11 protein-coding genes are annotated in these 12,752 nt (G+C 38.2%); 7 read left to right on the forward strand and 4 right to left on the reverse strand.

The features are described 5' to 3' along the window. Positions 1 to 61 precede the first annotated feature (61 nt). Both clpA and ACN19N_RS07815 read left to right on the forward strand, forming a co-directional pair. The gene (clpA, locus tag ACN19N_RS07810) at positions 62 to 2,347 is read left to right on the forward strand and encodes an ATP-dependent Clp protease ATP-binding subunit ClpA (RefSeq protein ID WP_269239589.1); all 2,286 of its coding nucleotides are present in this window, start codon (positions 62 to 64) and stop codon (positions 2,345 to 2,347) included. After that, complete coding sequence (locus ACN19N_RS07815) at positions 2,347 to 2,709, forward strand: YnfA family protein (RefSeq protein ID WP_269228057.1); 363 nt, start codon at positions 2,347 to 2,349, stop codon at positions 2,707 to 2,709. The genes clpA and ACN19N_RS07815 overlap by 1 nt, the downstream gene beginning before the upstream one ends. Positions 2,710 to 2,763: 54 nt before the next feature. Here ACN19N_RS07815 and ACN19N_RS07820 read toward each other — a convergent pair whose 3' ends face one another. Next, a complete protein-coding gene (locus ACN19N_RS07820; RefSeq protein WP_420002333.1) occupies positions 2,764 to 4,338 on the reverse strand; it encodes an ATP-binding cassette domain-containing protein in 1,575 nt (524 codons plus the stop codon). 618 nt (positions 4,339 to 4,956) lie between these two features. On the opposite strand from ACN19N_RS07820, the gene ACN19N_RS07825 reads away from it, so the two are divergent. Next, entirely contained in the window at positions 4,957 to 5,994 is a 1,038-nt protein-coding gene (locus tag ACN19N_RS07825) for a 3-deoxy-7-phosphoheptulonate synthase (RefSeq protein WP_420002334.1), read from the forward strand. Positions 5,995 to 6,047: 53 nt separating this feature from the next. On the opposite strand, the gene ACN19N_RS07830 is transcribed toward ACN19N_RS07825, so the two are convergent. Further along, positions 6,048 to 6,968 (reverse strand): alpha/beta fold hydrolase, encoded by a 921-nt coding sequence (locus ACN19N_RS07830; RefSeq protein ID WP_420002335.1) that lies wholly within the window; start codon positions 6,966 to 6,968, stop codon positions 6,048 to 6,050. After that, positions 6,968 to 7,528, reverse strand: coding sequence for a PadR family transcriptional regulator (locus ACN19N_RS07835; RefSeq protein WP_420002366.1), 561 nt, complete (start codon positions 7,526 to 7,528; stop codon positions 6,968 to 6,970). The genes ACN19N_RS07830 and ACN19N_RS07835 overlap by 1 nt, the downstream gene beginning before the upstream one ends. A 124-nt stretch (positions 7,529 to 7,652) precedes the next feature. Here ACN19N_RS07835 and ACN19N_RS07840 point away from each other — a divergent pair, with 124 nt between their 5' ends. From ACN19N_RS07840 to ACN19N_RS07855, 4 genes are all read left to right on the forward strand, one after another. Further along, positions 7,653 to 9,677, forward strand: coding sequence for an NADPH-dependent 2,4-dienoyl-CoA reductase (locus tag ACN19N_RS07840; protein ID WP_269228053.1), 2,025 nt, complete (start codon positions 7,653 to 7,655; stop codon positions 9,675 to 9,677). 72 nt (positions 9,678 to 9,749) lie between these two features. Next, entirely contained in the window at positions 9,750 to 10,166 is a 417-nt protein-coding gene (locus tag ACN19N_RS07845; protein WP_269228052.1) for a nuclear transport factor 2 family protein, read from the forward strand. Positions 10,167 to 10,196: 30 nt separating this feature from the next. Further along, positions 10,197 to 10,916 (forward strand): SGNH/GDSL hydrolase family protein, encoded by a 720-nt coding sequence (locus ACN19N_RS07850; protein ID WP_269228051.1) that lies wholly within the window; start codon positions 10,197 to 10,199, stop codon positions 10,914 to 10,916. Between the two features lie 19 nt (positions 10,917 to 10,935). After that, complete coding sequence (locus tag ACN19N_RS07855) at positions 10,936 to 12,024, forward strand: YheT family hydrolase (RefSeq protein WP_269230444.1); 1,089 nt, start codon at positions 10,936 to 10,938, stop codon at positions 12,022 to 12,024. Positions 12,025 to 12,090: 66 nt separating this feature from the next. Here ACN19N_RS07855 and ACN19N_RS07860 read toward each other — a convergent pair whose 3' ends face one another. After that, on the reverse strand, positions 12,091 to 12,537 hold the full coding sequence (locus ACN19N_RS07860; RefSeq protein ID WP_269239594.1) for an internalin: 447 nt from the start codon (positions 12,535 to 12,537) through the stop codon (positions 12,091 to 12,093). Between the last annotated feature and the right edge of the window lie 215 nt (positions 12,538 to 12,752).

Below are 12,752 nucleotides of genomic sequence, written 5' to 3' on the forward strand. Positions count from 1 at the left end.
TTAATACCAGCTTTATTCTATATTATCTTTTTAGATAAAGCACAAAATATAAGGGGGTTACATGCTCAGTCGTCAATTAGAAGTATCGTTACGTTTGGCTGTTAGCATGGCTCGTCAAAAGAGACATGAGTTTCTGACAGTTGAGCACTTGTTGCTTGCTTTACTTGATAATGATTCAGCAGTCAATGCGTTAAAAGCATGTGGTGCTGATATCGTTACCTTGCGTAAAGAATTAGAGGAATATGTAGAGCAACATACCCCAAAACTTGGTGATAATAGTGAACAAGCACCTCATCCAACAGAGAGCTTTGATCGAATTTTACAACGTGCAATTTTCCACGTTCAATCGAGCGGTGGTGATCGTACGGTTGAAGGGGCAGATGTTTTAGTTGCAATGTATTCTGAGCGAGATTCGTTCGCGGTTTATTTACTTAAACGTCATCAAATTAACCGTTTAACTTTGACACAATATTTATCTCATGGAACACGTAAAGATGAGATTCAAGTTGAAGAAGAAGTTGAAGATATTGACGGTGAAAGCGCAGCTTCAGCAAATGCTGGGCCACTTGACCAATATACGCTTAACTTAAACATCGAAGCGCAAAAGGGCAAAACTGATCCTTTAATTGGACGTGAAAAAGAAATTGAGCGAGCGGCTCAGATTTTATGTCGTCGCCGTAAAAATAATCCGTTGCTTGTTGGTGATCCGGGTGTAGGTAAAACCTCAATTGCGGAAGGTTTAGCTTGGCTGATTGTCAACGGCAAGGCACCGAAACCACTTGCGAATGCTGAAGTTTATAGCTTAGACATTGGTGCTTTAGTTGCGGGGACTAAATATCGTGGTGACTTTGAAAAACGTTTAAAACAATTGTTGAATGCTTTGAAAAAGAATCCGAATGCGATTTTATTCATTGACGAAATTCATATGATCATTGGTGCAGGCTCAAGTATGGGCAGCACTATGGATGCATCGAATTTAATTAAGCCTGCATTAGCGAATGGTACTTTGCGTTGTATTGGTTCAACAACTTTCCAAGAGTATCGTCAAGTATTCGAGAAAGATCATGCCTTGTCTCGTCGTTTCCAAAAGATTGATGTGAATGAACCAAGTATAGGCGAAACGATTGAAATTTTACGTGGCTTGAAAAGCAAATTCGAAGATTTCCATCATGTTGAATACGATGATAAAGCTCTCGTCGCTGCTGTCGAGTTATCAGCTAAATTTATCAATGATCGTTTTTTACCAGATAAAGCGATTGATGTGATTGATGAGGCTGGTGCACAACGTCGTTTGAAAGCTGAAGTCGATGGTACAACCATTTCTGTTGAAAATATCGAAGACATCGTTTCTAAGATTGCGCGTATTCCACCGAAAACAGTATCTAAAGATGACAAGTCTGTACTTGAGAATTTGGAACGTGATCTTAAACGTGTTGTATTTGGTCAAGATGAAGCGATTACAGCACTTGCATCAGCGATCAAATTATCTCGTGCAGGCTTGAAAGCACCAGATAAACCAGTGGGAAGTTTTGTTTTTGCTGGTCCAACAGGTGTGGGTAAAACCGAGGTCACGAAACAACTAGCGAAATTGCTTGGTGTCGAATTGGTTCGTTTCGATATGTCTGAATATATGGAACGCCATGCGGTTTCTCGCTTGATCGGTGCACCTCCAGGCTATGTTGGATATGATCAAGGTGGTTTGCTGACAGATGCGATTCATAAAAATCCGCATTGCGTACTGTTGCTTGATGAAATTGAAAAAGCACATCCTGATGTATTCAACTTGTTGTTACAAGTCATGGATCATGGTGCTTTAACAGATAATAACGGACGTAAGTCTGATTTTAGAAATGTGATCATTGTTCTTACGACCAACATCGGTGCAGAAAGTATTGTCCGTGCAAGTATTGGTTTCACTGAGCAAGATCACAGTGCAGACAATCAGGATGCAATGAAACGTGCATTCTCGCCTGAATTCCGTAACCGTTTGGATGGTGTGATTCAATTTAAAGCACTTCCGACTACGATTATCGATTCAGTTGTAGATAAATTCTTGACTGAGTTGCAAGCGCAACTTGATGAGAAACAAGTGGTACTTGATGTTGATCAAAGCGCTCGTGATTGGTTGTCAGCTAATGGTTATGATCGTTTGATGGGTGCTCGTCCAATGCAACGTCTGATTCAAGAACATTTGAAAAAGCCGCTTGCTGAGATGATTTTATTTGGTGAGCTTGCTGAGCATGGTGGTAACGTTGCGGTTTCTGTGAAAACAGAAAATGGCAAAGACGTTGGTTTAAAATTGGAAGTATTTGAAGATCATATTAACCCGAGTGCTGAACCTGCTTAATGTTTGAACTGTCTTTCTCGATAACCCAAGTACTTAAAGTATTTGGGTTATTTTTCGTCACAGCAATAGCTGAAATCTTAGGTTGTTATTTTCCTTATTTAATTTTGAATCAAGGAAAATCGCATTGGTTATGGATTCCTACAGCTTTAAGCTTAGCAGTCTTTGTCTGGTTGCTGACTTTGCATCCTGCGGCATCAGGTCGTATTTATGCAGCCTATGGCGGGATTTATATTTTTACTGCCCTGATGTGGTTGCGTTATGTCGATCAAGTCATGCTAACGCGTTGGGATATTTCAGGTGGGATCATTGTTCTTTGCGGCGCTTGCCTAATTATTTTGCAGCCGCAAAGTTTGGTTCGTTAAACGGAAATCAGCACGGTGCGCCTTGTTGCCATGCTGATCTATAGCAACGAAAGCTTAACTTAATAAATAACTTTCATTGATTCCGCATTCTTTAACAAAATTTTCATCATGCGATACCAATATCACTGTACCATGAAAAGAATGAATGGCTTGGGCGAGTAACTCACGCGATTCAATATCGAGATGATTTTCTGGTTCATCCAAAAGTAATAGCTCAACAGTCTGTTGTTTCAAGGCAAGTAAAGCGACTTTTAAACGTTCGCCACCACTTAAATTTCTTAAAGAGCTCAGCGCCTTATCTCTACGGATTTGTAGGTTTCCTAAACGTGTACGTGCTTGTTGCTCAGTCAGATTTGGATCAATAGCACATAAATATTCAACAGCAGATATATTTTCATCGAGGAATGAAAGATTCTGATCCAGATAAATAGAACTTACTTTGCAATAAATTTCTCCAGCAAGCGGAGAAGTTAAACCTTGAATGGTTTTCAGTAAAGTGGATTTACCCGTACCATTTGCACCGCTTAAATGTAATTTATCTCCCGCTGTTATCGCTAGATCAATAGGTTTAGTTTCTACATAAGCAAGTTTTAATTGCTGGCAACGTAAGATTTCTCCTGATTTAACAGCGGTATGAGTAAACTCAAAAGATTGGGTTTTAAGATGCTCCAGTTGGGTTTGCTTCTGCTGTAATTCACCTTTTGCATCTGAAAGCTGTTTACTCTGTTGTTTGCGTAGGTGAGAAAGAGATTGTTCGGATTGTTCTTTCTTGGCATCTAATAAGATGGGTGCTTGAGAGCCAGAAGCCCTTATTTTTTCACCTACTTGTTTACGTTTTTGCGCTTTCATTTGGCTTTGATGTTGCTGCTCCTTGAGTTGTTTTAGCTCACGTTTCTCTTGTGATACAGCGTGTGATAATGCTTCGACTTGTGCTTGATACTGTTGTTGATACAGCGCGTAGTTACCACCGTAATAATGCATACCGAACTGATTGAGCATAAATATGCCTTGTATATGCGCTAAAAGCTGTCGGTCATGGCTAATGATGAGCCCACCTGTAGGATGTTGAACCATTTGATCGACTAACCATTGTCGCCCTTGGGCATCCAGATGATTGCTTGGTTCATCCAAAAGCAGATAATGATCTTTCAATAGGAATAAACGACAAAGGGCAAGTTTGGTTTTTTGACCTTCACTCAAATTTTGAGTAGGAGTATCCAGCGCGGTTGGTAGGTTTGCACTTTCTAAAAGTTGCTGCCATTCTGTTGGTAAGTGCCAAAGATGTTCGACTAGATCGTAATCCGTAAATGATGCGCTCCCTTGTTGAATACGTTCAAAGCATAGATATAAATTGTCAATATCGAGGGCTTGAGCAATGGTATTGGCTTGGACTCGCTGGAGTTGAGCAAGATGTTGATGTGGGCATTGCCAAGAGATTTGACCTGTATAGGGCAGTTGTGATGCTGTTTGTTCGTGCAAAAGAGACATCAGTAGCGATTTCCCTTGACCATTACGTCCGATCAGTCCTGTAAACTGATGTAAAGGAATTTGGAAATTCAGATGGTCAAACAATTTCTGCTGGGTTAATTCGAGTGATAAGTGTGAAACAATACATGCCTGTTGAGTCATAAGAAACCTCATAAACAGGATATGCAAAATAGCAAGATCGAGATAAATTTTAGAATGACAATCGCTAAACGATAGATAAGTCTATTTTGCACATCAAAAAGAAAAAAGAACTTTGATGATGGAAATAGAACTTACTTCATTGGCGTAATCTCAATTGGTTTATTTTTCAACTATTCTATGGATGAAAACACGAAAGGTCAAATTTTACTATTTTGAAGTTTTGATTAAAAAAAGATAAAAAGTGCTTGTCAAATGCTGAAATAGTGCGTAATTTAAGGGTTAGGAACAGTTTTTTAGATATTTGAAATAAACATGTTAAAGCATACTGTAAACACAAACGCATACTTTTATTTTTGGCAATATATGTAGTTGCCTGATGCGTTTCGGGCAGCAAAAAAGGGTTGCCCAACCAGTTAATACCTGATCGGCAACACCGATCAGGTTTTTTTATGCTTTAACAATCATGATTTTAGGAGAAATACCATGCATACATTCAATTATTCATATTTTAGCAAGATTTCTTGGTTTTACTTTGCAAAAAAATCAACATCACTTAGATCACACTTGCTCAAATAAATGATAGGACTGCGAAGAAGGTCAGTCCAAAGGAATTGAAAAATGAATGCTTTAAATACTGCTTTGACACAACCACAAACACATACAAAAGAATCAATGCTTAGCTTGCCATCACAACTCAAAGCACAGTATCCCTTGTCTGCAACTTTGACGCAGCAAATTTCAAAACATCGTCAAACGATTCAGAATATTTTATCTGGACATGATCATCGCTTAATGGTGATTACGGGTCCTTGCTCGATTCATGATCCTATCGCAGTACTCGAATATGCTGATCGCCTCCAACAACTACAAGAACAAGTAAAAGATCAAATATTCTTGGTGATGCGTGCCTATATTGAAAAACCACGTACTACCGTGGGCTGGAAAGGTTTTTTATATGATCCAAATTTAGATGGATCATCAGATTTACAACTTGGTTTAGAAAAGTCTCGTGCGCTATACTTACAACTTATCGAAAAAGGCTTGCCGATTGCCAGCGAAATTTTAAGTCCAATGGCAACAGGCTATTTTGATGATTTATTGGCTTGGGGTGCAATTGGTGCACGTACCAGTGAATCACAAATTCATCGTGAAATTTCTAGCCATATGCCGTATAGCATTGGTTTCAAAAACGGAACGGATGGTTCAATTCAGATTGCTTTGGATGCGATTCAATCAGCACTACATGGTCATCAATTCTTGGGTATGACCCAACAAGGTTTACCTGCAATTTTGCATAGCAATGGAAATCCTTTACCACATTTGATTTTACGTGGTTCAAATCATGGAACTAATTATGATTTGGCTTCGATTCAAGCGATGCACTTTAAACATAAGCATTTGCCTGCGTTAGTAATTGATTGTAGTCATGGGAATAGTGGTAAAGATCCATTACAGCAGCCTAATGTTTTAAAGCAAATCATTGCAGAACGTACTGAGTCGAAAGTTCGTGGTGTGATGATTGAAAGTCATTTGGTTGATGGCAATCAAAAGATTTCTTGCGATATGATATATGGACAATCAGTGACTGATGGTTGCTTAGGTTGGGATAAAACAGCACAAATTTTGTTAGATGCTGCTGAACAAATGAGATTATAAAACGCATAAAAAGCCAATCATCTAGATTGGCTTTTTTGTTGATCTATTATTGATTAGGCTGCTTGAGTGGTTTGTTCCGCAAGAAAGCGTGCTATTTCTTTGCTAAATTTCCTTGGTTCTGTAATTAATGGTGTATGTCCAGAACGTTCAAAATAAATGGCTTTGGCATTCGATAGACTTTGGGCAACGAGCGTTTGTCCAGCTTCTGGATAGAGACTCGATGCACGTCCAATAAAGAATGTGGTTGGGCAATTCAATTGGCTAAGTGCTTGTCTATAATCTTCATCATGATTTAAATAATTTTCTACATACCAAAGCAAATAATCTAAACGTTGGATGGGTAATAAATATTTTTGTAACACTGGACGATTTAATGCAAGTCTAACCACTTTAGGGCTAAAATTATTGCTACCTTGAAACTCAATAAAATCGCTCCATAAACTTACAAGTTTATAACGGATATCATTTGGTAAATCTTCGAGTTTTGCCGCAAATTTATTTTTTAATAATAATGTTTGAATATCGAGTAGTAAATTTTTAAAACGTGATTGTTTTTGTCCAAACAACCCATATTGCCAAGAGTCATCTACAGAAATTTTAGGCGTTTGATCGATATGTAAATAGGCTTTGAGTTTTGACCCTAAATCACCATGTTTCATACCATGCATTGCAGTTGTTGCCCCCATGGAATAACCCATTAGGATAAATTGGTCTAATTTAAGTTGTTGAATAAGTGCATCTATATCATTCCAATGACTCGAAATGGCGTCAATATTTGGTATAGCACATTCTTTTGAACCACCAAAACCACGCCAATCTGGAATAATAAATTCGTATTTTTTGCGACTCGCAAATAAAAAAGGAAGCCATTGCCAACTTTGCATACCTAGTCCTGAGAGTACGAGTACAGGTTCACCTTCACCCACACGACGTACAAATAATTTTTCTTGGTCAGGCATGGTATAAAACGGCATTATTTTTCTCCAATTTCGTTTGTTTGTTCAAACTTTTTAAGCTCAGGAATCATTTTTTCTAACCATCTTATCCATTCGATTTCTTTAATGATACCAAGTTCCAGAATCATTTTATGAATAAATAAGATACGATTAGTAGGTTCATTATTCTTAAAGTCTTTGTCATGGATTGTTTGATAAAGACTAAGTTTTTCTTTATGAAGCTCAAGATGTCGTTCAAGTTCAGGCAAAATATTATTGCCGCCAAGCTGTGCTTCTGCTCTTAATCTGACCATGAGGTCATCACGGAGTTGAGCTGGTTCGCTTTGTTGTTCAACCCATGAAGCGAGTTGTATTCTTCCAAGTTGTTCAACTTGATAAGTTTTTTTGCGGCTATTGGCAGCTTGTTCTTCTAATGTAGAAATCCATCCTTTTTTCAGCATTCCATTGAGTTCGCGGTAAATTTGCTGATGAGTCGCGTTCCAAAAGAAGCCCATTGAACGGTCAAAACGACGAGCTAAATCAAAACCTGTACTTGGTTTCTCTAATAAGCTCGTCAATAAAACATGGGCAAGTGACATGATGATCCGTAATAAAAAATGACTCATCAGAATTATGCAATATGTTGCATAAAAATCAAATCTTGTTTATAACTTTATGCAACAAGTTGCATTAGCAAGCAGATTGCTAGCCAAAGGAGAAAACATGTCAGCTTATCCACATTTATTACAACCACTTGACTTGGGTTTTACTACATTAAAGAACCGTGTGCTTATGGGCTCTATGCATATTGGTTTAGAGGAAGCACCTCAAGGCTATGAACGTATGGCTGCATTTTATGCAGAACGTGCCAAAGGTGGTGTAAGTCTGATTGTAACTGGCGGTGTTTCTCCAAATGATGATGGTGTTGTATTTGCGCATGGTACAAAATTAGATACAGTCGAAGAAGCTGAAAAACATAAAGTTGTTACTCAAGCTGTGCATGAAGCTGGTGGTAAAATTGCGATGCAAATTTTGCATACAGGACGTTATTCGTATCAAGCAAATAATGTTGCGCCATCTGCTATTCAAGCACCAATCAACCCGATTAAACCAAAAGCCCTCAGTTCAGCAGAAGTTCAACAAACGATTGATGACTTTGCAAACTGTGCCAAGCTTGCACAATATGCAGGTTACGATGGCGTTGAAATCATGGGTTCAGAAGGTTACTTGATCAATGAATTCATTGCTGCTCGTACCAACCACCGTGATGACGAATGGGGCGGTAGTTATGAAAATCGTATCCGCTTTCCTATTGAAATCGTTAAACGTACTCGTGACTTAGTTGGCGAAAACTTTATTATTATTTATCGCTTATCGATGCTTGATTTAGTCGAAGGTGGTTCAAGTTTAGAAGAAGTTGTACAACTTGCTAAAGAAATTGAAAAAGCAGGTGCAACAATTATCAATACAGGGATTGGTTGGCACGAAGCGCGTATTCCAACGATTGCAACCAAAGTACCGCGTGCTGCATTTACATGGGTAACTGAAAAGCTAAAAGGCTCAGTTTCAATTCCGTTAATCACATCGAACCGTATCAATACACCTGAAATGGCTGAACATGTACTGGCTTCAGGTCATGCAGATATGATTTCGATGGCTCGCCCAATGTTGGCTGATGCAGATTTTGTATTGAAAGCAAGTGAAGGTCGTAGTGATGAAATCAATACGTGTATTGGTTGTAACCAAGCATGTTTAGATCATATTTTCTCGATGAAGATTGCAACATGCTTAGTCAATCCACGTGCATGTTATGAAACTGAGCTGATTTTTAAAGAAACAAACGCTGTAAAAAATATTGCAGTAATTGGCGCAGGTCCAGCGGGTCTAAGTTTTGCAACGTATGCAGCGAGTCGTGGCCATAAAGTTAAAGTGTTTGATTCAAATAATCAGATTGGTGGTCAGTTTAATATTGCTAAGACCATTCCTGGTAAAGAAGAGTTTTACGAAACTTTACGCTATTTCAAACGTCAGATTGAGTTACAGCCAAATATTGAGCTGGTACTTAATCATACCGTGACTTATGAAGAACTCAGCCAAGCGAATTATGATGAGATTGTTGTTGCAACAGGGGTAACACCGCGTCAATTACAATTTGAAGGTATTGATCATCCAAAAGTATTGAGCTACATCCAAGTATTAAAAGAGCGTGTTCCAGTCGGTAAGCGTGTTGCGATTATTGGTGCTGGTGGTATTGGCTTTGATACAGCGGAGTATTTAACCCATGAAGGTGATAGTGGTAGTTTGAATCCTGAAAAATTCTATGCGGAGTGGGGTATTGATACAAGCTATGCCCATGTAGGTGGTTTAAAGCAACCTGAGCTAGAAAAATCTGAACGCGAGATTTACCTATTACAACGCAAAACAGCAGCTGTCGGTGCTGGATTAGGTAAAACGACAGGTTGGATTCATCGTACTGGTCTAAAACATCGCGATGTGAAAATGATTGCTGGTGCAAGTTATGACAAAGTAGATGATCAAGGTTTACATATTACCGTAGATGGTCAGACCACAGTTTTAGACGTTGATAATGTTGTGATTTGTGCTGGTCAAGAATCATATACAGCAATGTTCGATCAACTCAAAGCAGATGGTAAAAATGTTCACTTGATCGGTGGTGCGAAGGAAGCTGGTGAATTAGACGCTAAACGTGCGATTCGTCAAGGTGCTGAGTTAGCAGCAGTTCTATAAGTATAAGATGAGACATTCTCTATGTTAGGAGAATGTCTCAAACTTCATTAGCTAAAATATAAGGAAATTACAATGACAATCGAAACAACTAAGCAAGCGCTAGAAAAATGGCATCAGATGATCAAAACAGGTGACCTTTCAAATTTAAATGAGTTATTAGCTGACGATGTGGTATTTCGTTCACCTGTTGCTTTTAAGCCTTATGAGGGAAAACATGTAGTTTTCTTCATTTTAACGAATGTGATTCAGGTGTTTGAAAACTTTACTTATCACCGTGAGTTCTACACTGAAGATGGTGAAAATGTCGTGTTGGAGTTCAGTGCTAATGTAAGTGGAAAATCGCTTAAAGGTATTGATATGGTTCGTTTTAATGCACAGGGAAAAATCATTGATTTTGAAGTGATGATTCGTCCAATGAGTGGTTTGGCTGCTTTAGCAGAAAAAATGGGTGCGCGATTTGCTCAATATCAACCAAACCCATCTCAGTAAAATAGCCTAAGTAGTATTGAGATCATTAATATGTGGTTAAAACTTTCAACTTTTGCATTATTACCTGTACTTGTAATACAGGGGGTGAAGGTTCGTAAAAACACACCACGACTTTTAGAAGCGAGTGGTGATCGTGATGGTCTTATTGGACAAGGACAGCCACTCTCTTTACTGATTTTAGGTGATTCAGCAGCAGCTGGGGTTGGTGTTGAGACGCAGCAAGATGCTTTATCTGGTGCGATTATTTCAGAATTAAACAAGGAATATTTGTTGCACTGGAAATTGCATGCAAAAACTGGTGATACAACAAAACAAGTTTATCAAGCGATCCAGCAATTAGAACCCAAAAAATATGATGTCGTCGTTACGTCAGTTGGTGTTAATGATGTGACTAAATTAATTTCAGCTAAAACTTGGATAAAACAACAAAAACAATTATTTACTCAAATACAAAATCATTTTCAGCCAAAATTGATTATTGTGTCTGGAGTCCCGCCAATGCAGCATTTTCCTGCATTACCCAATCCATTAGCATGGTTATTTGGGCAATATGCAGAACAAATGAATCAAACATTAAAACAGTGGTTAGCCCCACAGCCACAATTTAGATTTATTGAATACGATATTAAAAATTTTCAGACGATGAATTTATCCATGGCAAGTGATGGTTTTCATCCAAGTAAAGAAATCTATGCTATTTGGGGGCAACAGGTCGCGACATTGGTGCGACAAACATTTACTCGTGGTTAGATAGAGGTTTTTATTGAATATGGGTATATCTGCTTTAGACAAAATTAAAGTGTTAGGCTCTGAGCTGCTTGATTCTGTACTTGGTGCTGAGCAACCTAAAATGTATTATGACCCGAAAGGGAAAATTAAAGATGTTTTGGAAAAATTACCTCAGTTAAAGGAAAAGTATCGCCCAACACCGTGGTTGAGTAATACCCATGTCCATCTTCTATATTTTGATGTGATTAAAAAGAAAACGATCAAGCTTGAGTATGATGGTATTGATCAGCTTACGATGCAAGATGGTGGAGTAACAGCGATTGCATGGTATGGCTATGATCTTCCGCCAGAAACGCCAACTATTGTGATCATGCATACGATTACAGGTACGCCAGAAAGTATGCGTGAACTTGTTAAAGACTTACATGCATATACGGGTTGGCGGATTGCACTTTGTTTACGCCGTGGACATGCAGGTTTACCTATGCCAGTACCTCGTATTTCTCTTTTTGGTTTGACTGACGATTTACGAGAGCAACTGAACCATATTCAAACTCTTTTTCCAGAATCCGATTTATATGCAGTAGGTTCGTCAGCAGGAACAGGACTTTTAGTGCGTTATCTTGGCGAGCAAGGCCTCGACACACCATTTAAAGCAGCTTTTGCAATGTGTCCAGGTTATAACACTGAAATTGGCTTTAAAAATGTACATCCTTTTTATAGCAAAATGATGACTAAAAAATTATTCAAATACTTTATTTACCCTTATGAAAATACCTGGAATCAGGTTGCTTCGCTGAAAAAGGTATTAGCAACAACAAACTTAGAAGCCTTTGAGAAAGAATATTTCGAGATGGTAGGTTTTGACGATTATCAAAGTTACTGTAAAGCAATTAATCCAATTTATGTATTGGAGAATATTAAAATTCCATTGATGGTGCTGAATGCAGAAGATGATCCTGTTTGTTCTATTAAAAATTTAGAGCCTTATAAAGAGGTTATTCAGCAAATGGAAAATATTGCTGTAGTTACCACAAAAAAAGGAAGCCACTGTGGTTTTTATGAAAGTTTAGAAGTGAAATCGTGGGCATCACGACTGATGGCAGACTTTTTTAAACACTATTCCTAAGTTCTAAGCTATAAAAAACCACGAGTCGCTCTATAACGACTCATGGCTTTTTGAGAATTAAATAAATTAATTATTTAATGCAGGTGTTGCTGCTGCAATCGCTGCCGCAACTGCATCGTCTTCAGTTTGTGCTGGAGCTGGTTTGACTGCTTTAGATTGTTCAACTTTCGCTGGTTTCTGTTCAGTTTGCGCAGGTTTTGGTTGTTCAGCTTGTGCCGTTGTTGTCTCTTCTGCTGTTTGAGCTGGGCGAGTTTCACGACGAATTTCTGTAGTTGTATTTGGTGTTTCTTCTCTACTCATCTCAATCACTGGAGCTGGCGTTGCTGGTTTATCTACGCTTTCCAAAGGCTGAAATTCTTGGTTTTGTTGTGGTTGAGATGCTGCTTGAGTCGTTTGTTCTTCAGAAGTTTGTTCTGATTGTTCTTCATTTTTTGGCTCTTCTTTTTTGACACAAGCAGTCAGTAATAGACCAGTTGCAAGCGCAGCACAAATTAAAAGTTTTTTATTCGCCATTGTTAAAGCTACATATTGAATGAAAGATGCCAGTGATTATACCAGTAAAATTAAATGAAAAAATCCCTAGGATTTATTGAGTTTGTTGATATTTTATAAATGCTTGCATCAGCGTATCTGTTGAAATTGCGATATGGTCAAAATCTTCGAGTGAATTTATTTCTGATCCAAAGTTGTTTTTAAACATTAAACGTAATTTATGGATGAAATATCCA

This window comes from Acinetobacter sp. LF10 (assembly GCF_048585715.1).
In the GTDB taxonomy this organism is placed as follows: Bacteria; Pseudomonadota; Gammaproteobacteria; order Pseudomonadales; family Moraxellaceae; genus Acinetobacter.

Coding starts and splice junctions, on each gene's coding strand:
- clpA (WP_269239589.1), top strand. CDS start 62: ATGCTCAGTCGTCAATTAGAAGTATCGTTACGTTTGGCTGTTAGCATG.
- ACN19N_RS07815 (WP_269228057.1), top strand. CDS start 2,347: ATGTTTGAACTGTCTTTCTCGATAACCCAAGTACTTAAAGTATTTGGG.
- ACN19N_RS07820 (WP_420002333.1), bottom strand. CDS start 4,338: ATGACTCAACAGGCATGTATTGTTTCACACTTATCACTCGAATTAACC.
- ACN19N_RS07825 (WP_420002334.1), top strand. CDS start 4,957: ATGAATGCTTTAAATACTGCTTTGACACAACCACAAACACATACAAAA.
- ACN19N_RS07830 (WP_420002335.1), bottom strand. CDS start 6,968: ATGCCGTTTTATACCATGCCTGACCAAGAAAAATTATTTGTACGTCGT.
- ACN19N_RS07835 (WP_420002366.1), bottom strand. CDS start 7,528: ATGTCACTTGCCCATGTTTTATTGACGAGCTTATTAGAGAAACCAAGT.
- ACN19N_RS07840 (WP_269228053.1), top strand. CDS start 7,653: ATGTCAGCTTATCCACATTTATTACAACCACTTGACTTGGGTTTTACT.
- ACN19N_RS07845 (WP_269228052.1), top strand. CDS start 9,750: ATGACAATCGAAACAACTAAGCAAGCGCTAGAAAAATGGCATCAGATG.
- ACN19N_RS07850 (WP_269228051.1), top strand. CDS start 10,197: ATGTGGTTAAAACTTTCAACTTTTGCATTATTACCTGTACTTGTAATA.
- ACN19N_RS07855 (WP_269230444.1), top strand. CDS start 10,936: ATGGGTATATCTGCTTTAGACAAAATTAAAGTGTTAGGCTCTGAGCTG.
- ACN19N_RS07860 (WP_269239594.1), bottom strand. CDS start 12,537: ATGGCGAATAAAAAACTTTTAATTTGTGCTGCGCTTGCAACTGGTCTA.